This window comes from Bacillus sp. DX3.1, assembly GCF_030292155.1.
In the GTDB taxonomy this organism is placed as follows: domain Bacteria; phylum Bacillota; class Bacilli; order Bacillales; family Bacillaceae_G; genus Bacillus_A.
In genome coordinates this window covers 957834-978053 of sequence record NZ_CP128153.1, presented here as the reverse complement: position 1 = coordinate 978053, position 20220 = coordinate 957834, and the positions used below count along the sequence as shown (strand labels likewise).

The 20220-nt window shown below is 35.9% G+C and carries 21 protein-coding genes and 4 pseudogenes; 9 read left to right on the top strand and 16 right to left on the bottom strand.

All coding sequences use genetic code 11. The features are described from left to right. Nucleotides 1-95 precede the first annotated feature (95 nt). Entirely contained in the window at nucleotides 96-857 is a 762-nt protein-coding gene (locus QRE67_RS04820) for a hypothetical protein (protein WP_286123774.1), read from the bottom strand. Nucleotides 858-1090: 233 nt separating this feature from the next. Here QRE67_RS04820 and QRE67_RS28585 point away from each other — a divergent pair. Continuing rightward, nucleotides 1091-1277, top strand: a pseudogene (locus QRE67_RS28585) (hypothetical protein). 291 nt (nucleotides 1278-1568) lie between these two features. Here QRE67_RS28585 and QRE67_RS04815 read toward each other — a convergent pair. After that, on the bottom strand, nucleotides 1569-1829 hold the full coding sequence (locus QRE67_RS04815; RefSeq protein WP_286121021.1) for a DNA-binding protein: 261 nt from the start codon (nucleotides 1827-1829) through the stop codon (nucleotides 1569-1571). A gap of 65 nt (nucleotides 1830-1894) precedes the next feature. Here QRE67_RS04815 and QRE67_RS04810 point away from each other — a divergent pair, with 65 nt between their 5' ends. Next, nucleotides 1895-3316, top strand: coding sequence for an IS4 family transposase (locus QRE67_RS04810; protein WP_286121022.1), 1422 nt, complete (start codon nucleotides 1895-1897; stop codon nucleotides 3314-3316). A gap of 1071 nt (nucleotides 3317-4387) precedes the next feature. Here the strand turns inward: QRE67_RS04810 and QRE67_RS04805 are convergent. After that, nucleotides 4388-4552 (bottom strand): annotated as a pseudogene (locus QRE67_RS04805) (recombinase family protein); the annotation flags it as partial. A 228-nt stretch (nucleotides 4553-4780) separates the two neighbouring features. Here QRE67_RS04805 and QRE67_RS04800 point away from each other — a divergent pair. The 3 genes and pseudogenes from QRE67_RS04800 to QRE67_RS04790 all read left to right on the top strand — a co-directional run. Beyond that, nucleotides 4781-4999: pseudogene (locus QRE67_RS04800) on the top strand (transposase); the annotation flags it as partial. 362 nt (nucleotides 5000-5361) lie between these two features. Next, nucleotides 5362-5508, top strand: a complete 147-nt coding sequence (locus QRE67_RS04795) for a hypothetical protein (RefSeq protein ID WP_286123773.1) — start codon at nucleotides 5362-5364, stop codon at nucleotides 5506-5508. 149 nt (nucleotides 5509-5657) lie between these two features. Next, a pseudogene (locus QRE67_RS04790) lies at nucleotides 5658-5852 on the top strand (DDE-type integrase/transposase/recombinase); the annotation flags it as partial. A gap of 186 nt (nucleotides 5853-6038) precedes the next feature. Here the strand turns inward: QRE67_RS04790 and QRE67_RS04785 are convergent. Beyond that, the gene (locus QRE67_RS04785; RefSeq protein ID WP_286123772.1) at nucleotides 6039-6209 is read right to left on the bottom strand and encodes an aspartyl-phosphate phosphatase Spo0E family protein; all 171 of its coding nucleotides are present in this window, start codon (nucleotides 6207-6209) and stop codon (nucleotides 6039-6041) included. 234 nt (nucleotides 6210-6443) lie between these two features. Between QRE67_RS04785 and QRE67_RS28580 the strand changes: the two genes are divergently transcribed. Next, complete coding sequence (locus tag QRE67_RS28580; protein WP_353507067.1) at nucleotides 6444-6596, top strand: IS3 family transposase; 153 nt, start codon at nucleotides 6444-6446, stop codon at nucleotides 6594-6596. 385 nt (nucleotides 6597-6981) lie between these two features. Here the strand turns inward: QRE67_RS28580 and lhgD are convergent, their stop codons facing one another. From lhgD to QRE67_RS04730, 11 genes are all read right to left on the bottom strand, one after another. Beyond that, nucleotides 6982-8214, bottom strand: coding sequence for an L-2-hydroxyglutarate dehydrogenase (gene lhgD, locus QRE67_RS04780; protein WP_286123771.1), 1233 nt, complete (start codon nucleotides 8212-8214; stop codon nucleotides 6982-6984). 82 nt (nucleotides 8215-8296) lie between these two features. Further along, nucleotides 8297-9235: a glutarate dioxygenase GlaH gene (glaH, locus tag QRE67_RS04775; RefSeq protein WP_286123770.1), complete on the bottom strand. Its 939-nt coding sequence runs from the start codon at nucleotides 9233-9235 to the stop codon at nucleotides 8297-8299. Between the two features lie 268 nt (nucleotides 9236-9503). Then, a complete protein-coding gene (locus QRE67_RS04770) occupies nucleotides 9504-9656 on the bottom strand; it encodes a hypothetical protein (RefSeq protein ID WP_286123769.1) in 153 nt (50 codons plus the stop codon). A gap of 161 nt (nucleotides 9657-9817) precedes the next feature. After that, complete coding sequence (locus QRE67_RS04765; protein ID WP_286123768.1) at nucleotides 9818-10171, bottom strand: DUF3870 domain-containing protein; 354 nt, start codon at nucleotides 10169-10171, stop codon at nucleotides 9818-9820. A 38-nt stretch (nucleotides 10172-10209) separates the two neighbouring features. After that, nucleotides 10210-11652 carry an aldehyde dehydrogenase family protein gene (locus tag QRE67_RS04760; protein ID WP_286123767.1) on the bottom strand — a complete coding sequence of 481 codons (1443 nt, stop codon included), beginning with the start codon at nucleotides 11650-11652 and terminating at the stop codon, nucleotides 10210-10212. A gap of 23 nt (nucleotides 11653-11675) precedes the next feature. After that, on the bottom strand, nucleotides 11676-13004 hold the full coding sequence (gene gabT, locus QRE67_RS04755) for a 4-aminobutyrate--2-oxoglutarate transaminase (RefSeq protein WP_286123766.1): 1329 nt from the start codon (nucleotides 13002-13004) through the stop codon (nucleotides 11676-11678). A 40-nt stretch (nucleotides 13005-13044) separates the two neighbouring features. Beyond that, a complete protein-coding gene (locus tag QRE67_RS04750; protein WP_286125187.1) occupies nucleotides 13045-14484 on the bottom strand; it encodes an amino acid permease in 1440 nt (479 codons plus the stop codon). 874 nt (nucleotides 14485-15358) lie between these two features. Beyond that, nucleotides 15359-15676: a transposase gene (locus tag QRE67_RS04745; protein ID WP_286123765.1), complete on the bottom strand. Its 318-nt coding sequence runs from the start codon at nucleotides 15674-15676 to the stop codon at nucleotides 15359-15361. A 95-nt stretch (nucleotides 15677-15771) separates the two neighbouring features. Continuing rightward, nucleotides 15772-16176 (bottom strand): DUF4352 domain-containing protein, encoded by a 405-nt coding sequence (locus QRE67_RS04740; RefSeq protein WP_286125186.1) that lies wholly within the window; start codon nucleotides 16174-16176, stop codon nucleotides 15772-15774. A gap of 145 nt (nucleotides 16177-16321) precedes the next feature. After that, a complete protein-coding gene (locus tag QRE67_RS04735; RefSeq protein ID WP_286123764.1) occupies nucleotides 16322-16540 on the bottom strand; it encodes a hypothetical protein in 219 nt (72 codons plus the stop codon). Then, the gene (locus QRE67_RS04730; protein ID WP_286123763.1) at nucleotides 16533-16769 is read right to left on the bottom strand and encodes a hypothetical protein; all 237 of its coding nucleotides are present in this window, start codon (nucleotides 16767-16769) and stop codon (nucleotides 16533-16535) included. The genes QRE67_RS04735 and QRE67_RS04730 overlap by 8 nt, the downstream gene beginning before the upstream one ends. Nucleotides 16770-17044: 275 nt before the next feature. Between QRE67_RS04730 and QRE67_RS04725 the strand changes: the two genes are divergently transcribed. From QRE67_RS04725 to QRE67_RS04715, 3 genes are all read left to right on the top strand, one after another. After that, a complete protein-coding gene (locus QRE67_RS04725; protein WP_286123762.1) occupies nucleotides 17045-17734 on the top strand; it encodes a response regulator transcription factor in 690 nt (229 codons plus the stop codon). Continuing rightward, entirely contained in the window at nucleotides 17724-19247 is a 1524-nt protein-coding gene (locus QRE67_RS04720) for a sensor histidine kinase (protein ID WP_286123761.1), read from the top strand. The genes QRE67_RS04725 and QRE67_RS04720 overlap by 11 nt, the downstream gene beginning before the upstream one ends. 395 nt (nucleotides 19248-19642) lie before the next feature. Then, on the top strand, nucleotides 19643-19828 hold the full coding sequence (locus tag QRE67_RS04715) for a hypothetical protein (RefSeq protein WP_286123760.1): 186 nt from the start codon (nucleotides 19643-19645) through the stop codon (nucleotides 19826-19828). Nucleotides 19829-19931: 103 nt separating this feature from the next. Here the strand turns inward: QRE67_RS04715 and QRE67_RS04710 are convergent, their stop codons facing one another. After that, nucleotides 19932-20066: a hypothetical protein gene (locus QRE67_RS04710; RefSeq protein ID WP_286123759.1), complete on the bottom strand. Its 135-nt coding sequence runs from the start codon at nucleotides 20064-20066 to the stop codon at nucleotides 19932-19934. Nucleotides 20067-20220 lie beyond the last annotated feature (154 nt).

The following is a 20220-nucleotide window of genomic DNA, read 5'->3' as shown; positions in this document are numbered from 1 at the left end:
TTTAACTTTCCTTCATAGCGTTTTCTCTTACCTTACCGGAAGACACGTTAAATGCTAATAAGTACAGTTTTATAAAGCCGAATGTAACAAATACCCTATTGTAAAGGTACCAATTCATAACCAGATTGATATGGCGGCGCAGAACTTCCCCATAGTTTATCTTGATTTGAAAATGGTTGCTCTGAAGTCTCTAGCTCAAAATATGATGTAACTCCATACTCAGAATTTTGTGGATCTGCATTGTACCAATCAGTAGGTCTTCCCATTTTATCTCTAAGATAATCAGTTTTACCTGTTATTAAATTGATTTCCTTTGCATTTTGTTCCTGAACTGTTAACGTACTTTTTGATTGATCGCTAAAATAAATCCAGCCGCGATTCCCTGCATTGACATATTTTTTAATTCCTCCTGCCTCAGCATTTGGTCCCCCAATCCACATTGACATGGTAACTGGCGTATTATGTCTTATATATCCATCACTTTCTACCCCATCTGGAGTTTCAAAATTGATAGGTGTACCATAGTACTCATTACCTTTTGTATCCTTATGAGTCTCAGCAGTACCATAATAAGATTTATCTTTATACTGAATTACATAATGCCAACCCGCAAACTTCTCATAAGTTACTCCAAGTCTCTTCTCACCTACACCTGCATAAGCAGCATACCGAGGCTTACCATCCCAAATTTTACGTACCATTATATAATCTTTAGATGTCTGGACTGGATCCCCATAAATATCAAGTATACGATTGTCCTCAGCTGCATAAGCAGAATTTGTAGGAAAAACAGTAACTATCAAACTAAATATTAGTGCTAAGAATGTAAGTATAGGTAGTTTTCTTTTAATCAACATGTCTTAATATCTCCTTATTTTCGCTAATGGTTTTACTCCCTGCGCGCATCGTCTACTAGTAAACAAGCCTCATCCTAGCTAACAAATCTTTCATTTCTCTTTCATAAATGTTACAAAAGTCTTTCAAAGGTCTGACGTATTTGCTGATGAAACTAGCACACAAAAAAGAAAACCTGCATGTTCATTAGCTTTACAGGTAATCTATTCAATTAAATATATAAATTATATAAGATATGCAATATTGCATATCAAAATGTATTGATATTATTGTAAGCGCTTACTATAATAAAAACATAAAGATGTACCACATCTTAATACATAAAAAGAGGAGGAAATAACATGGCAATCGCAATGGCAGTTTTAAAATTTGTAGGTGGAGTACTTCCATTCGTACAAGAGCTTTTAAAAGCATTTATGTAAGTTTATTATTCCGCAATTATTTATAAAAATTATCATACAAATGATCTGTATATCAAAGATAGATTGATGTGCAGATCATTTGTGTGAGCAAACTTTAAACAAGAAAAAGAATCCCAAAAATCATAAGGGATTCTTTTTCTTTATTTGTAATTATGGCTTTAACATTTTTCTACCGATAACGGTATTTATGTGAACTAACAGTTGATAACCTTTTTAGGGGTACGGAAACATCGCCATCAAGTTAAGAAAAACGAGATACCCCCAAATCGAAAAAAATGAGGGTATCTTGTTTTATATATCCAGCTCAATTTCTTTGTTCATACAACAAAACTTGTACCTCTTCCCACTGTTACATGAACAACTCTCATAAATATTTGCTGGCCTTGAGCAATCTTTGATTGCTTTTTTTAAATCCGTCACATCTTCGTTGAATTCTAGTCCAACTATGTAGTAAAAATTGTATGCCTCACAAATCGCAGCCACTTTCTCTGCTCTTGCTTTAGACGAAACCTTTACGATGATAGGACGTTCTTTAGAACCTAGTGGATACATGTCTGCTTCCCTCTTTCCTTTTTCTTTCTATTGTATAAAATTTAAGAAAAAGCGGAGGGATATTTATGAAAAAACTATCTAGTTCTCAAGTGTTTCGACTGCTTTCAGAGGAATTACAACGCGTCTTTTCACCACAAGCATTAACAGAGCTTGCCAAACAAACTCAGTTTGTTCAACGTAACAGTAAATTCAGGGCACAAGATTTATCTGCCTTATGTATTGGGATGGGACAAGACATTGCGAGTTATTCTCTGGCTAGACTATGTGGAAATTTGGAATCAGAAACCGGCGTCCTGATGAGTCCAGAAGGACTAAATCTAAGGTTGAATGCACAAGCAGTGGAATTTTTACGCTCTTTATTCTCACAGTTATTACAAAAACAATTGTTATCCATGACATCTCTCTATTCCTCTTTTTCAGCATATTTTCGTCGTATTCGGATTTTAGATGCCACCACGTTTCAAGTCTCGGATCAACTTGCGACGGCTTATCCTGGTTCAGGAGGAAGTGGAAAGGCTTCTGGCGTAAAAATACAGTTAGAATACGATTTGCTGAGTGGGCAATTTTTACATGTTGAAGTGGGGCCAGGTAAACAAAATGATGTGAATTATGGGAAAGAGATTCAACATACTGTTGATTTACAAGATTTATGCATACGAGATTTAGGGTATTTTAGTTTAATTGATTTAGATGCAATCCAACAAAAAGGGGCGTACTATTTATCTCGATTAAAAATGAACACCAAAATATTTCAAAAAAATGAGCATGTTCTTACCTTTAAAAACGGATCCATTAAGAAAAAATATCAATACACAATGATTGACTTAGAAGCCATCATGAATCAGTTACAGCCGGGTGAATGTTATGAAATTCCTGTTGTTTATATCGGTCGGAGTTATGGACTTCCAGCACGAGCCGTGATTTACAGACTAACCCCTGAGCAAGAAGCACAACGTAGAAAAGATCGTGCATACAAAGAGAAAAAGAAGAATATGACTTTTAGCGATCGAACCAAAAAACTGCAAGGAATCAATGTGTACGTTACCAATATTCCATCGGAATATGTCTCAAAAGAAGCCATTCATGAATTCTACTCCCTTCGTTGGCAAATCGAAATCATTTTTAAAACATGGAAATCTATTTTTCATATTCATCACAATACAAATGTAAAAAAGGAACGGTTAGAGTGTCATATCTATGGAAAGTTAATTGCGCTCTTATTATCCTCTACTGTGATGTTTCAAATGAGGCAATTATTACTGGTCAAGAAACAAAAAGAGTTAAGTGAATGGAAAGCCATGTATATGATTCACGATTACTTTCGAACATTATATCGCCATATACAACTTCAATCGATCCAGTTAACAAAAAGTTTTCTTCGCTTGTTCCATTTACTTGATAAAAATGGACGGAAATCGCATCGATATCGAAAGAAAACGGTGTTTGATATTTTAGGTATTGCATACGAACAACATCTATCCAAGTAAGAAATGATATATTTTAAAAAATCTAGCCCGTAAGGGTTATTTATCATGCAGTTTTTTTCGATTTTTTATTTTTTCAGGGAGTAACAAGCAATTTTATAAATATACCTGTATTTATTTCTCGTTAACTTGATGGCGATGGGGTACGACAACGATTCGTTCTTTTCCGGGCCACTTGTAAAAAACTTTGAAATGTATGATAAAACGATGATTTCTAGGTAATTAGATTTGAAGTCTTCGAGAACGTTTTCTTTAAATATGTTCCGTAAACTTATTTTCATCACTGTTTACAGGTGTTCTGTAGACAAACCTTGTCAAATTCATCTAAAAAAGTTAACGGAATTCTAGTTCTGTTAACTTAAAATGGCGAGTGGCCCCAAAAATCAGTAATCATTGCCATGCTCCTACTAGTATCAGTATGTCCAAATTTTATAGATTGTTTGCACCAGAACCGTTTTTTCTTTGTTTTTCAACTCTTATCTTGTATATCTTATTTATGTGAGGTTGACATAATGTCTCATTATCGGTAGCAAAAATGTTAATGCCGTAATTACATAAAGAAAAAGAATCCCTTATGATTTCTGGGATTCTTTTTCTTGTTTAAAGTTTGCTCACACAAATGATCTGCACATCAATTCATTCTTGATATACAGATCATTTGTATGATATTTTTTTACATATAATTGCGGAATAATGAACTTACATTACTGCTTTTAAAAGTTCTGCTACTAATGGAAGTACTCCACCTACAAATTTCAAAACTGCCATTGCGATTGTCATATTATTTCCTCCTCTTTTTTGAGTATTAAGATGTGTTAACTCTTTATACTCTTATTATAGTAAGCGTTTACATATATATCAATACATTTTAATATGCAATATTACATATAAAATAAGCTGGTTTTATTGCTATAATGGAAAAGGGAAATTCTACAGCATTTTTCGATATACCGAAAAGCTAATGAGCATGAAAGTTCCAGTAGGTAAAGAGGGAAAAGAATGTTTATCATTCTTTTCCCTCTTTGTATTTTCATGCACCTCACATATCTATCGTAAGAGAGTACTTGTATACGATTATTTACTACATTCCTTTTCTTCATATCTCTTTACAACCCGATAAAATGTCGGACTTGTCATATTACATCTTCTCATCGCTTCTAATACTGAAATATCACCTTTTTTCCACTCCTCATAAGCAACAATAAATTCATCTGTAATTTTTGTTTTAGGTCTTCCTAAAAGTCTACTTGTATTTATTCTCAATTGAAATCTTGTTCATCATCAGAAGGGCTCTGGTGCAAACCTCGAACGCTGTCAAAATACACACAAAAATATGAGATTAATTACGAACATTCAATCTTTATAAAGTATAAAAATACGGATTTTTATATTAATTCCCGAACAACTCTTTCACATAAAAATATAACCTCCATGTTGGATTATCTACGTAATCATTTTTGCACCAGAACCGATATTCGGAAATATAGCGCCCCGGGCCGTGGATCAGAAGCATGGAAAAAGCTTTACAATCAAAGAAGTGCCGTCGAACGAGTAAACGCATACCTAAAAGAATTCTTTCAGTTAAAAAATGTCCGATATCGATCTGGAAAACGAGAAAAGGTACATTTCGATCTTGTGACGCTTGTTTATAATGCCTCGAAGTTAGCTGTAGATCGAATCAACTAGGAAATGAGAGAAATGAACCAAGCCGCTTAGCATTTTCAAAAAACATACTTCTAAAATTCTGCCAATCCAACTGAGGAAAAGAAACAATTATGAAATTGATTCAATTAAATATGTATAATTGTATAAATAAATTAATTTATATAAGTTATTATTAAGCTACTTTTCAATGTAGAAGGATACCTTAGTAATCTCTAATAGAGAAGAATCTTTTTTTATGCTCTGTTAAATACTAATGTTGATATCTGATGAGTATTTTTGAAAAGGGAGTGATGTTATAAATTCACGATAATGTAATTTTTATAAGAATTAAATGAAAGCAACATGAAATTTTAGAACCGACATGAAGTGGAGAGAATAATTATATGTATCCTAAGTTTTTTAACAAAATGGCTTTTTCAAAAGAACATAAAGATTTATTAATTCAATTGTATAATAAAGAAATTACACGAAGTGAATATAATCACTTATTAAACGCTTTATATGAGCCAAAACCAAAAGCGAGAGTATAAAATATTTTGTGTAAATGGATAAATAGAAAAAGGAAGGTTCTGGTGCGAAAACTTCAAGATAATTGCAAGTAATCTCTAAATCTTGGACATACTGATACTATTACTCTAAAAAGGTGCGTGATCAGTATGGAAAAGCGAAATTTATTCAAGTGGAACAAGATCATCGGTTTATTAAAAAGCGAGTTCGTTCGATGTTAGGATTGAAATCCTTTCGCACAGCTACATCCATTATTTCTGGAATAGAAGCTATGCATATGGTAAAAAAAGGGCAACTTATTTTACTGGACAAGTCTGTCCAAAATCAAGTGAAGTTCATCCATCAACTATTTGGAATTGCTGCTTAAGACTAGATTCCACTAGGAAACTTTTCGCCTCTTTATATCTTTCCTAAGTATTTGCACCAGAACCCAAATTATTCCCTATTACAGGTTCTGTAACTACCTACAGGTGTGGATATGACGTAAAATACTACAACTTTCAGATTTAGCATGTAGGATATGAAAATGTTACAAGATTTACTAAGAATCTCTCTATATATTCAAACTGTATGTTTGTTGTTTTTTCATCAAATGGTATATTAAAGCATCTAATTCCTGACTACAGGTAATGACCTTGTTATGTGTAAAATCATATTTTCTAATGAGCTCAATGAGTTCTTTCTTTTTTTCTTCTATGGCTTCTTGTACATCTATCACTTTCATACCAATACCCCCTGCCATCCTATTTGATATGAAAATTATACGAATTATAATTAATAATTAAAATATTTTGTAAATAATTAAACTGTTTTTGTATCGGTAAAATATGAATTTATTCAAAAGAATTGCTCCCATTACCGAGTGGAGAAGATGTGCTTAGTTTTGGGAGTCTCAAAAAGTTTTACAAACTCACCTAGAACATAACCAGCGCTATGGCAGCGTAAAAATTGCCAAAACATTAAACAAACGTGGTGTAAAACAAGAATTAAAGCAAAAAAGTCCCTCTTTGAATATATCGAATTCTTCTACAATTCAAAGGGAATTTATTCAGCGATCGACTACTGTACACCAAATGAATACGAACAACAATATTACATTCAAGTAGCTTAAGATTAGTGGAGAAATCTGTGTCTATTTTCTTGACGTAGTATCAAAACAATGAAAAATAAATAATCTATCATTATCGATTAATAAAACGATATCAACCGTTCTATTCAATATATCAGCGCTTTTCAAAATATATCGACCATTCGACAATATCTCCCACAAAAAAGAGGCTATCCCAAACGGGTAGCCTCATATACACCACCATCCAAACACCAGCTTATTCCTATACTGTATTTTCATTGTTGCTAAACGGTTCTGTCATATACCTTGTTCTTGTAATTTCTCTAGGACATCTGTCCACAAGCTTATCAGCAAAGCTGTCCCATTCTATATATACATACCTAAACAAACACAAAAAAGACCACCCCAAAAGGTAGCCTCCTCCCAATTAAGCCTTCACCCGAAACACCCCAGCCGAACTCACCCGATCCACCACCACATCCGGAATCTGCTCTGCAATCCCTTCTCCAATTTTCAAACTAGCCGTTGCCGCCGGGGATGGCGCATTGCAAATATGCATGGAGTTTATACCTGAAATAATACAAAAGTCATCTACCATGTTTCCATTGGATAGAATCGCCTGCGCTCTTACACCGGCGTGGGTTGGGACGATATCTTTGTCTGTAAGTTCTGGTATGAGGCGCTGCAAGCTTTTGAGAAAGGATTGTTTACTGAAAGAGCGGACCATTTCTTTTAGGCCTTCTTTCATATTGGGCATTGCCATTTTCCAAAAGCCGGCATAGGTCATTGTTTCCATGAAGTCTTTTAGGTCAAAGTCTTTTTTTGTGTAGCCTTCTCGCTTAAAGCTTAATACTGCATTAGGTCCAGCATGGACGTCTCCGTTTATCATTCTTGTAAAGTGAACGCCTAAGAATGGGAAGTCTGGATTGGGAACAGGGTAAATCAAATGTTTCACGAGATGACGTCGTTCTGGAACAAGTTCATAATACTCGCCTCGAAAAGGGACGATTTTCATATCTGTTAGTATTCCTGTTTTTTTGGCGATTCGATCGCTATGTAATCCAGCGCAATTGATGAGAAATCTTGTTTCAAAGACGCCTTGATTTGTTTCGATTGTAACGAAATCTTTTTTCTCAAAAATTTGTTCTGCTTTTGTTCCTAAATGTACTTCTCCTCCGCTTTCCTGGATGATACGTGCAAATGTATGACTGACTCCTTTATAATCGGCAATACCGCAGGAAGAAACTCGAATGGCCTCTAATCCTTTTACATGAGGCTCAATTTCCGCTAATTCCCCTTGGTCGATTTTAGATATATCTAGACCATTTTGCAGACCTCTCTCGTATAGATTATGTAAAAGAGGAAGTTCTTCTTTTTCTGTCGCGACGATCACTTTTCCGCACATGTTATAGGCAATGCCATTTTCTTTGCAGAACTGAACCATCGCTGCGTTTCCTTCTTTCGCAAATCTCGCTTTATAGCTGCCTGGTTTATAGTAAATACCGGAATGAATGACACCGCTATTATGTCCCGTTTGGTGATGCGCAAGTTCGTTCTCTTTTTCGATTACTGCTATTTTGGCGTGAGGGAATTTTTTTGTTAAGGCCATCCCTGTTGAAAGGCCAACAATCCCTCCGCCGATAATGATAAAATCATACATATAACTTCCCCCTTATGTCTTCTCTCTGCATATATCCCTATACTATGAAAGGCAGGCCTTATGTTAAGACCCGCCAAATTTATTATTTAGAAAAGCAGCCGCGTTGGCGCATGAGCTCTCTATATAAATCTTTGTTTTTCTGAAAAGGAGCGCGCCCGTGCATCCAAAATAGATTATTTAAAAGGACTAAATCACCAACTGGTAATTTTAATGCATGTGTTGCTTGAGAGTTTTCAACAGAAGCTGATAATTCCTTCAAATATGTTGCCTGTTCAATGTTATCCGGATAAGCAAATTGATCGATGAAGCAAATACATGGTGCATTGTTCACATCAAAAAATGTTTCACGATATACGATTTCTTGTGTATTTTTACTTGGAGGTGCTTTGTACGTGATTTTGACAGAAGCAAGTGGATGCTTCCGAAATCTATCAAGCTCTTCCCAATCATCTAAATGAAGTAAACGCGACTCGCCCCCTACTGCATTCTTTTCTTCAATTTTCATCATAAGAAGCCAATCTGTAGGTTCGTCAACAAATGTTCCGTCTGTATGAAGCGTGAATAATCGATATGCTTGACGAAGATAAGAATCGCTGCTTTCTGTATCTTTTACATTAAATCTCGCATAGTACGTTCCTGTCATTGCATCAAAGTTAGACGTACCAATTAAATGTGTTAATGCCGTTGCAAACTTCACATAGTCTCCTGCTTCTGTCGTTTCTCCCTGTACACCAATTGTAAATCCACCCGCTTCACGGTCATGAATAACACCTCGAACATTCTCCATAAAGGATTCACCAAAGAGCTTTTTCATCTGATCAGCAAGGATAAAGCGGGAATAAGGAATATATTGTAATGATTGCTCAGAGTGTTCTTTTACCTCTTCGAAAAATTGTTGAAGCAATTGCTGATCTAACACAATATGATACAACCGCTTATGTTCTGGATGAGGAACTATTTCATATCCCTCATATTTCTTTGCAAATTTCATTTTCACTTCTTGTTCCGTAATCATTGACATTTTAATTCCTCCTTCTTCTAGGTAAACTAAAAAGCCAGTCATACGCATCTACAATATAAAAATTGTAGAAACGTACAACTGGCTTGAAATTACGAGTGTTCTTTAATCTCTTAAAGTACAGTAATAATAGACAGTTTTTTTATTCCAATATGAGCAAAGCAGAAAATGAAGATCGGATATAGAGAAGGCTAATTTCTCGTATGGATCTTATCATTTTATAATTAAATGATAATTCAAAATATTCTTACTGTCAATGTGTTTCTATCATTTACTTTTCAATTTTAACGGTCGTATATCCTAAACCCGCTTTATTGCGCCCACATATTTTACACATTTTACAAGATTTCACTGCACCATTTTCCATACATCCTCTTTTTGTTTTTTCCTGTTTTGCACCTTGAAATTCATTTGATTTTGACATTCCTCTGCCTCCTTATTTGGTAAAAATAAAAAAGCCAGTTATATTCCGCTTGCTAAATAAGCAGGAACATAACTGGCTCTCGTTTATGAACGCTCTTTAAAAAATAAAGTGCAATAAACTCGACAGTTTTTATGATTTTATTTTGCATCAAAAAGCTATTGTTACGGAGTCGTTTCCTCATATTCCTCCTGCGGTTGGTCACCGTTTACATAACTCGTATATTGACGGTACAAGTCCTTTAAAGCGCTAATAATCGCATTTTGTGCTTTCCCTTGATAATGATGGGAGATTTCTTGAATGATATCTTCAATACCATCTCGTAAACTATGCCCTCTTAAAATTTGAGAAATAAAGTCCCTCCCATGTCCCGTAGCAAGGGTACATGATGATTCGATAATGACATGATATTTGTGATCCGCCTCTATTGTAATTGTTAATGTTTCATAGACACTGCGTACAGCCATTCCTTTTGGAAGCCTCGAATGTCCTGCCATGAAAAAAGTCCCTTTACGCATGTTCATCCCCCATTATTATGCATTGTTAATTCTATAACTCATACTTGATCGACATATACGGTCTTTACTCTTGTATAAAATTCTGCAGCTGTTTTTCCTTGTTCTCGTGGTCCAGCACTAGAATTTTTCATTCCTCCAAACGGAACTTGCGGTTCTGCTCCTGCAGTTTCCGAGTTTACATGGACCATGCCAACCTCCATATCATCGATAAATTGCTGGGCAAGGCTAAGATTATTGGTACAAATAGATGCGCTGAGTCCATACTTCGTATCGTTAGCCAAGTGAATAGCCTCTTGATAATTGTTCACCTTAAACAAACAAATAACAGGACCGAAAATTTCTTCTTTCGCAATTCGTGCATCTTGCGCTACATCTTCAAAAATAGTCGGTAAAATATAATATCCTTGTTTCAACTCATTTTCTTTTGGTACACTGCCTCCGTAAAGCAAGGAAGCCTCTTTTCTACCCGCTTCAATCATCGATAAAACAGATTGCTGTTGGTTCTTAGAAACACATGGCCCCATAAACGTATCCTGTTCTAATGGATTTCCAACTTTTAGAGCCTCTGTGCGTAATAGGAGCTCATTCCGAAATTCCTCATAAATACCCTCTTCAATAATCACCCTACTTGTCGCTGTGCATTTTTGTCCTGTTGACATAAATGCACCTCTTATCGTAATATCGACCGCCTTCTGGATATCAGCATCCTTTAATATAACGAGCGGATTTTTTCCTCCCATTTCTAATTGCACCTTTTTCCCATTTGCAATCGCTGTTTGCTGAATGGTTTTGCCTACGCTATTAGAACCTGTGAAGGATATCGCTTTTATATCAGGATTTTCTGTTAATTCCGCTCCGACTACTGAACCTTTCCCAAATACACAATTTATAACTCCTGCAGGAATTCCTGCCTCATGGAAAGCATTTACGAGATGATATACTGATTTTGGTGTAATTTCAGCAGGTTTAATGACAACTGTATTTCCATAAATAAGTGCCGGGGCCAATTTCCATGCCGGAATCGCAATTGGGAAATTCCACGGCGTAATGAGTCCTACTGGTCCAACAGCTACGCGTTTACTATAAAGCATCGTTTTCGGGTTTGCGGAAGGAATCATTTCTCCCATCGGCTGATTCGCTTCCCCCGCATAGTATTCAAGAATACTGATTGCTCGCTTCGTTTCTCCAATCCCTTCAGCGAGTGTCTTTCCTTCCTCACTTGTTAGATCTTGACCGATTTCAGTCACGTGTTCTTTTAAAATCGCTGCTGCTTTCCATAAATAACTCGCCCGCTCATGAAACGATAACCCTTGCCAATTTTGAAAGGCTTCTTTCGCTGATGCAATGGCTGCTTGTGTATCATCTGCTGAGCTTAATGGAAATTCACCTAACACTTCTCCATTATGCGGATTATAGTTTTTCGAATATTGATTAGTAGATGGTTCTATCCATTTACCGTTTATATAATTTAAGAACCTCATTCCCTCACCTCCATCATTGTTTCTTATTTTGATAGCTTAGCAATCGCAGTTTCAAGAATCGCTAGCCCGTCTTCAAGCTGTTCATCTGTTATAACAAGCGGCGGTAAGAAACGAAGTACATTTCCATAAATACCAGCACTTATTGTGATTAAACCTTTGTTATGTGTTTCTTGCATAATTGCTTTCACTTCTTCCGTTGCCGGCTCTTTCGTATTTCGATCCTTTACAAGCTCGATAGCCGCCATTGCCCCAAGGCCCCTCACATCTCCAATTAATTCATATTTATCCTTCCAGCTATTGAATATTTCCATCATACGACTACCGATTACCCCGGCACGTTTTACTAAATTCTCTTCTTCTATTACATCTAAAACAGCTAGAGCAGCCGCGCAAGCAACCGGGCTCCCTGAAAAAGTACCGCCAAGCTGTCCTGGTCCAGGTGCATCCATTAATTCCGCTCTTCCTGTCACAGCACTAAGCGGCATACCTGCAGCAATTGATTTTGAAAATGTCATTAAATCAGGAGCTACGCCAAAGTGATCCATTGCAAATAAACTACCTGTACGAGCAAAGCCCGTTTGAATTTCATCTGCGATCATAATAATTCCATATTTATCACAAAGGTTTCTTACTCCTTGTATAAAAGTAGCAGTTGGGACAATAAATCCACCTTCACCTTGAAGCGGTTCCAAAATAATAGCAGCAATATTATCGCTTGCCACCTCTTCTAACAGAAAACGTTCAAAATACGCTAAAATTTGCCCATCTACTTCTTCTTTCGTCATGCCGTCTTCCGCACGGTAATAATACGGATAAGGTAGCTTGTATACATCTGGTGCAAACGGGCCAAATCCATGCTTGTAAGGTTTTACCTTACTTGTAAGAGACATTGTCATGAGTGTACGTCCGTGATATGCACGCTCAAACGAAACGATAGCACTGCGCCCAGTAGCTTTCCTAGCGATTTTTATAGCATTTTCTACCGCTTCAGCTCCGCTATTTGCAAACATTGTTTTTTTCTTAAAATCTCCTGGTGTTAATTCATTCAGTCTTTCAGCCAATTCAATATAGCTTTCATATGGTGCTACATGAAAACAACTATGAATAGAAGATTCCACTTGGCTTTGAATTGCTTGTACTACCTTCGGATGACAATGCCCTACATTTTGCATACCAATCCCGCCTGCAAAATCTATTAATTCGTTACCATCTATATCAGTAATAACCGCTCCTTTTGCAGATTGAACATATAACTGCGTAATATTATATGGACCTGCAGGCACTGCATTGTTTCTTCTTTCATGTAAACGATCAGATTTTGTAGTTATAATATCTTGCTTTTCTTTTAACATGGAACATACCCCTTTTTCATTTTTTTGTGTTAAATGCTACTTAGTCCTTCTCTAAACCAATTCCCGAGTCTTTTATAATCGTAAAATCATCTAAATTTGTTCCATCTTCCTTTATAGATACTTGCTTATTTTTAACTCTTAGAAAATAGAATGCTATTACTAGGGCAGTAGCTAAAATCGTCATATAAAATTGCATACGCATATCCGCTATAAACGCTTGTGAAACAAATATAGTGATAATCATAGCAAGTGTTGCGTACGTGAGATAAGGGAATAACCACATTTTCACCTTTAGTCTTCCTGGGTCTTCTCTTTCAGCTTCTCTTCTTAATCGAATATGAGAAACTGCAACAAACATATACATAAGCATCGTAACGCCACCAGAGCTATTCGCTAAAAAAGCAAATAATTTATCAGGAGATATAAACTTTAGCATGGCGCAAATGAATGCAAATACTATACTTGCAAATATCGCCCAAATTGGTGTACCTCTACTGTTTAACCTTGAAAAAATAAGAGGAGCGTCTCCCTTTTTACCAAGTGAAAATAACATGCGAGAACTCGTGTATATTCCAGAATTCAGAACCGAAAGCAAAGATAGAAACACAACCCCGTTCATAATTTCCGCAGCAGCAGGGATTCCTGCCATCTGAAATAAACTTGCATATGGCAGTTTCAATAATGACGCATTGTTCCACGGCATAAAAATAACCAAAATCGTTACAGAGCCTACAAAGAAAATCATAAGACGCCATACAACACTGTTAATTGCTCTTATAACATTTTTCTCTGGATTTTCAGATTCTCCGGCCGCAATAGCAGCTACTTCACTCCCCGATAAAGAGAAAGAAATAAATACAACACTCAGCAATACAGGCACAATCCCTTTTGGAAAAAAGCCTCCGTTTTCAGAGAGGATAGAAAAATCCGGTCTATCTACACCAGGAACAATTCCAAAAATCATAGAAATTCCTAAAATTAAAAATGCAAGAATCGCTACAACTTTGATAAACGCTAACCAATATTCAAACTCTCCATATAACTTTACTGAATAGATATTCGTAGTCGTCATGAGGACAATCATAAGTAAACTCGCTAACCATGCTGGTATGGAAGGAAACCAATTGTTGATCATAACACCTAACAATACCGCTTCAATTGCTATAATGATGACCCAATTGAACCAGTATAACCAACCGATTGTGTACCCTGCCCAAGGTCCAATTGCTTTATGAGCATATGTCGAGAAAGAACCACTATCAGGGTTTACCGCAGCCATCTCCCCCAGCATCCGCATCACGAGTACCACCATTAAAGCACCTATAATGTAGGACAAGATTGCAGCTGGGCCTGTTGATTGAATAATTGTCCCACTTCCTACAAATAAGCCGCCCCCGATAACCCCACCAATTGAAATCATTGTTATATGCCTGGTTTTCAAGTCTTTTTGTAGTTCTTTTTTTGCTTTAACCAAAAACATCACCAACCTATAAGTATTTATTTTCATAAATCCTTCTATTAGAGTGAACATACATAAGATTTAAACATCGATCATTATTGTTAACGCTTTCTTAAAACCCACCTATAAATGAACCTTCTGATAAGCACATGTAATACTCACCCTATTTATAGGAAAAATAAAAAGAGCCAGAAAAACAATGTACAGAGCTACATTGGATTTTACTGTCTCTATCCCTATGGCTCGTCTTCCTGCTAAGGAAGTTCAAGTGGAAAGAAGCCAATCATCCTCTATTTAATTGAAAGAAAGCATATCCGGGCTTGCAGGGAGGCTAATCACTGTCATCCGATAATAAGCTAATAATAATACAAAAAGACTGAATATTCAACTTTTATTTTAAATTCAGTAATTAAATCGAACTAACTACTAACAGGAATAAGCCTAGATATTCTTAAAAAGCAACAAATCTACTAGAAGACATTCTTTCCCGCTAGCACAATAAAAAAAGAGCTGCCGCAGCAACTCCATGGAACTTCAACTATCGCACTCGTTAGCCACCCATGCCGTGGTGCGGCACCACAGATGATGGAAGCTTTTTCGTTCTTCCATGGTAGTGTTGATCTTAATCGACTACACTTTCATCCTTATATATACCTTCCAAAATGACCATCTATATCCTGAAAACTCCATCCATACATAAAGCCTTGGTCAATAGAATCGGATTAACCCCCTAATTTTGGACACATACTACTCTTAACTCGTTATTTCATAGAATTACTCAATATTTCATTTGAGGTAAGAAAATTCTCTCACCTCAAATCCGCATTTCGTTAATTTTCAACTTTTATCTTTAAGACTTTGCGCACAGAATAGCCTTTCGCAATCCACTCGTCCGCTACTTCAAGCGTTTCAGTAAGTGAGGGTTCTTCTTTTTTAGCACGTCACGAAGAATAGAAATTTCTAGGTCTTTTTCGCCTAATAACTTTTTAAGCTGGTCGTTTTCTGCCTCTAGTTTTTTAAGTCCTGAAGGGGAAACTCCTCTTTGAACACTGGAAGTATTTAAAGATCTGCTTTCTTGAAAAGCTTTCACCCATTTGCTTACAAGGTTAGGGCTAAGTTCATAACGCCTTGCCACTAAAGCTCTATTTCCGGTATCAATCGCCTCTTGTACCACCTGTTGTTTAAATTCTACAGAATGTTTTCTTCTTTGCATCAAAAAGCCCCCTTCATTTTTGGCTACCTTAAGTATAAAACCACTCTTAACAGGTGTCCAAATTCATTAGGGGGCTAAATAGATTACCCAATCCCTTATTTTAATTTAACTGTAGCGTATTCTCCACCAGACCAACCTAAACCACTGGATAATTTTAAGTTGTAAGCATTTAAGTCAGCAGGAACTTCAACCACAATCTTACCGCTACGAGACATTTGAGGATTAACTTCTTCTAAAAATAAGTTCTTATCCCCTAAAATCATCATAACCTCTGCTTTATTCATCGGTTCAAATTCAGCACCATTGCCTTTAAGTTTGAATAAGTTACCATCCATCATTCTAGCTTTTGTATCTAAGTTTTTTACTGTGTAGTCAATAACGAGTAACTTTCCTTCAGTAGTTACATCTTTAATGAATTGATTTCCACTAGATAATTTATTTGTTTCATTAACACCATTAATTACAAATTCAAAATTGCCTGCTTTAACTGCTTCACCAATACCGTAAACCTTTTCCTCTACTTTAGTTTCTTCTTTAGGTTCTTCTTTAGGTTTCTTCTTTAGGTTCTTCTTTAGGTTTTTCTTTAACTTCCTCTTTAGGCTTTTCTTTCTCTACAACTGCTTGCTTAGATTCTGTTGCAACAGCCTATTCATCTTTAGGTAATAGACTTCCTACAAAAGCTAGTGCACCAATTACCATAAATGTAACGCCTAACTTCTTCCAACGTTTCTTATATGCTACATAACCAATTCCACCTAGAATCAAAGCAGGTAATGCTTTAATAACTATTACCAACAATATCAATCCTACAACCAATTCTAAAGCAACCTTCTTACCAGTAGACATTTCTTTAATTTTACTCAAAATTTATTTTTCCTCCTAAGTGTTTGTTTTGTTTGTTAGGAGATAATGCCCATAGTTTGCAATCAACTAGATAAGCATGAAGCAAAGCATCATTAGAAGTTAATTTTAACCGCATAGCTAAACCTAATGGATAAAGCAAGAACTTATGTGCAGGCGGTTCTTTAAACTCAAATTGGTTTGGTATAATCACCTGTTGTTCTGATGCTTCATGTTCAAATTTAGTTGTCATGAAACATTTATTCTCCCTTCATGATGTACGGAAATCCTCTTGTATAGCAGGAGTTCCCTCCAACAAAAACATCATAGCAATTAGTTGTTATTGTTGTCACAAGACTTATTAAACCATGATAGGCAGAGAGTCACCACTTACCATTTGGTGAATGTTTTCTGACAGGATTGTAAGAATTATGTCATCTTAAAAAGGCAAACCTAAATCTTTTTAATCCATTCAGGAGATAAATATTTTTCGCCTCATTGTAAAAAATTAAAATAGAGGTGGAGAATATGCGATTATTAATTTTGGATGACGATACGGAGATTGGATCTTTTTTGCAGGAGATGTTACAAGAGGCATCATTTGAGGTGGATTACTTTAATAATGCTAAAGACACATACGATGCCGCGCTAGAAAACGAATATGACTTAATGCTTTTAGATATAACGCTGGATACTTATGCCCAACATGGCTTATTGTCTTCTGGTTTTGACGTGGCTAGAATGGTAAATGAAAAAAAGAATATTCCATATATGTACCTAACTGCTAGAGCTGATCCTACAGATGTTACACAAGGGCTGTATTCGGGGGCGGAAGATTATATTACAAAGCCTTATAATTTATCTGTATTGATTGCAAAAATTCAAACAGTGGTGCGAAGATTGGAAAAATCTTCAAAGCATGATACCGGCTTATTGTCTTACAAAGATCTATCAATATCCTTAAACAGTCGTAGAGTAACGGTAGGGAAACAGTTGGTTCATCTAAGCCCTACACTGTTCGACATCCTTGTATGTTTACTTAAAAATAAAAACCATGCGGTTTCACGCGGGGAATTAGCCAAAGAAGTATGGGGATACGACGATATATCAGATTCTGACAAAAACAAAATTGATGTATCGATTAAGCGATTACGCGAGACGATCTCATCTGATTATATAAAAACTGTACGAGGGGTAGGATATATCATTGAAGACTAAGGAAGCTAGTCCTATTCGTTTATACTCTCGATTATCCCTTCGAATTGCACTCTTTGTTTCCATTGTCTTTATTGTTGTAAGCATGATACGACTCCCGATTCTTTTGCTAAATGAAATGAATAAAGTATTAACCAATCACCATCGCTGGCAAACGATGATGGTTGAAGTAGCGCCGGATCTCCTACGCGTTCCTGATAGTGCTATGTCTCAAAAAACAAAAGATAAGCATTTTCAATGGATGACGGGAGATGTATCTCTTTTAGCTATACACAACATAGATAAACAAACGGTTCATTTATACACCGATAGGTTCAATCTTCTTCATCACGAGGATGAGCCATTCATGAGTGGTATTGAATGGAAAGGTCTTAATTTTAGAAGAACCAATCCATTCTTTCACGCATTGACAAATATGACTGTAGCAAACTATAGGTATTTATCGAAGCATGGCTTTTATAAAAAAGATTATAAAATTGAGTTTATAAAAGAACAGGGGCATTGGTTCACTCGTGTAGGAAGAATGTATGACTATCCTGAATTTCGAGGAACAGTTGCGAGTTACCTTAATCTTGAGAATGCACTTTTTTTTCGTGTGAAAACCATTCTATTTCAATTTATTAGTTCTATTATCGTGGTTTATGTAGCAGCTTTTTTAGCGGCGATTTTTGCAACGAGAGACCTATTTGTACCGTTAAATAAAGCACTAAAAAAGTTAATTCATGTAAACAAAGCTAATTTTCATGAAAGAATTTCTCATCATCCAAGTAATAATCCCTATCTAAGTAAATTAGCGCATGAAGTGAATATTATTTTGGACCGAGCGGAAAAAGCGGTACAGTCTCAACAGCAAAGCGCTCGTGAAATTACACATCAAATACGAACGCCGCTAACATCTATACAGCAATCCGTTGATTATTTCCGCATGTTCGGATTTAAAAATGAAAAAAAGGTAGAAGAACGGCTCGATATTATTAACACACAAGTTGAGCGAATCGCCTCTATGACAGATAAGATTATTACATTGTCAAAATTACAAGAAATACAAACAGAAAATGAGAAAAATTATGATTTGTCTGGTCATATTTATCACTACATGGCTAGAAAAAGAACAGATAACGAAAACATTATCTTTGAACAAAACATACAAGAGGGCATCTTCACATGTATTCCGTATGAGAATATCCTTCAAATATTAGATTCCCTTATGGAAAATGCGGTGAAGTATTCGTTTGAACCAAAAAAGATTTATATTGGATTGTCTTCGGATGAAACAAGTATTCAAATTACCGTAAGAAATAGAGGCGTAGAAATACCAAAGGATGAAATTGATAAGATTTTTGAACATTCTTATCGAGCAAAAGCTGTACAAAAAGATTATATTGGCACTGGATTGGGCTTAGCTGTTGTCAAGAGATTTGTGGAATTGCACAAGGGTCGGACTGATGTTACCAGTGAAAATAATATAACTACATTTGTCATTACTTTACCTAACAAAATAAAGAGCAAAAAATGACTCAAGAAAAAAATCAAAAATAATCTATCCCTATCAATCAATAAAACGATATCAACCGTTTCTTCAAATATATCAGCGCTTTTCAAAATATATCGACCGTTTCTCACCATATATCGGCGATTCGACATAGGATATCGACCATTCGACAATCCTCCCCTACACAAAAAGAGGCTACCTAAACTGGAGTAGCCCTCGTTTTGGCTTAACAATGATTTGTAACAATTCATAAGGATGGATGAATTTTATTCAATTATGGAACGATATACATATCATGTAAGAAGGGGGCTGAATTTCTGTTGTATACATACAGCTTATACGATTCAGGGGATTCTTTTAGTATCAGCAAATCTTATCATATTAAATGCGACATTCCTCCGCACAGGTTTAGGGCGATTATGATGGAGTTTCGCCGTAATAAAGAAGTTGGAGAAAACATTAGAGAATTTATGGAATTCATGAAACAAGAATTTGGTGAAGGATTTGAACTATTTGAGTATGACGATATTGTACAATACGATGCGGATCAAGAGAATAGCATGATACTGGCAAACCTGCTGGATCAGGCAGATAAACATGTATGAAAGAAAGAAGAGGCAGTTCAAATGAACCTGCCCCCTTCTTTTAGTTATTAGTCTAGAAATTCTTTTCTATTTAATGTATCGTATACGTAACTTTCACTGTATTTCAATAACAGCTAGGGGATGCTTCAATTGTTTGCAGTAAAGCAAGCGCAAATAATAATGAAGATAGTGACTCTTCTCCACCGGATACACCGCTTCCGACCTTGCCGCCTCGGCCTTTTGCGCTAATATCCTCCATTTTGCCGCGATGTCCTTTTTTGCACGCCTTTATATAAGTAATAGCGCATTTTACCGTGCTTATTCGTGTCCATATCCCACTCTACCTTACCTTCAAAGTGAAATTGTTCCACTAAAAATGAAAAGTAAACAAAAAAAGACCAATGCACCCATTG

What these genes read in the sequence shown, in the direction of transcription:
- gabT (WP_286123766.1), bottom strand. Translation starts at nt 13,004, where the DNA reads ATGTTAAAAGAAAAGCAAGATATTATAACTACAAAATCTGATCGTTTA.
- QRE67_RS04715 (WP_286123760.1), top strand. Translation starts at nt 19,643, where the DNA reads ATGATGGAGTTTCGCCGTAATAAAGAAGTTGGAGAAAACATTAGAGAA.
- QRE67_RS04770 (WP_286123769.1), bottom strand. Translation starts at nt 9,656, where the DNA reads ATGTCAAAATCAAATGAATTTCAAGGTGCAAAACAGGAAAAAACAAAA.
- QRE67_RS04815 (WP_286121021.1), bottom strand. Translation starts at nt 1,829, where the DNA reads ATGTATCCACTAGGTTCTAAAGAACGTCCTATCATCGTAAAGGTTTCG.
- glaH (WP_286123770.1), bottom strand. Translation starts at nt 9,235, where the DNA reads ATGTCAATGATTACGGAACAAGAAGTGAAAATGAAATTTGCAAAGAAA.
- QRE67_RS04725 (WP_286123762.1), top strand. Translation starts at nt 17,045, where the DNA reads ATGCGATTATTAATTTTGGATGACGATACGGAGATTGGATCTTTTTTG.
- QRE67_RS04795 (WP_286123773.1), top strand. Translation starts at nt 5,362, where the DNA reads ATGTATCCTAAGTTTTTTAACAAAATGGCTTTTTCAAAAGAACATAAA.
- QRE67_RS04730 (WP_286123763.1), bottom strand. Translation starts at nt 16,769, where the DNA reads ATGACAACTAAATTTGAACATGAAGCATCAGAACAACAGGTGATTATA.
- lhgD (WP_286123771.1), bottom strand. Translation starts at nt 8,214, where the DNA reads ATGTATGATTTTATCATTATCGGCGGAGGGATTGTTGGCCTTTCAACA.
- QRE67_RS04750 (WP_286125187.1), bottom strand. Translation starts at nt 14,484, where the DNA reads ATGTTTTTGGTTAAAGCAAAAAAAGAACTACAAAAAGACTTGAAAACC.
- QRE67_RS04820 (WP_286123774.1), bottom strand. Translation starts at nt 857, where the DNA reads ATGTTGATTAAAAGAAAACTACCTATACTTACATTCTTAGCACTAATA.
- QRE67_RS04765 (WP_286123768.1), bottom strand. Translation starts at nt 10,171, where the DNA reads ATGCGTAAAGGGACTTTTTTCATGGCAGGACATTCGAGGCTTCCAAAA.
- QRE67_RS04710 (WP_286123759.1), bottom strand. Translation starts at nt 20,066, where the DNA reads ATGGAGGATATTAGCGCAAAAGGCCGAGGCGGCAAGGTCGGAAGCGGT.
- QRE67_RS04745 (WP_286123765.1), bottom strand. Translation starts at nt 15,676, where the DNA reads ATGCAAAGAAGAAAACATTCTGTAGAATTTAAACAACAGGTGGTACAA.
- QRE67_RS04810 (WP_286121022.1), top strand. Translation starts at nt 1,895, where the DNA reads ATGAAAAAACTATCTAGTTCTCAAGTGTTTCGACTGCTTTCAGAGGAA.
- QRE67_RS04760 (WP_286123767.1), bottom strand. Translation starts at nt 11,652, where the DNA reads ATGAGGTTCTTAAATTATATAAACGGTAAATGGATAGAACCATCTACT.
- QRE67_RS04785 (WP_286123772.1), bottom strand. Translation starts at nt 6,209, where the DNA reads ATGAAAGTGATAGATGTACAAGAAGCCATAGAAGAAAAAAAGAAAGAA.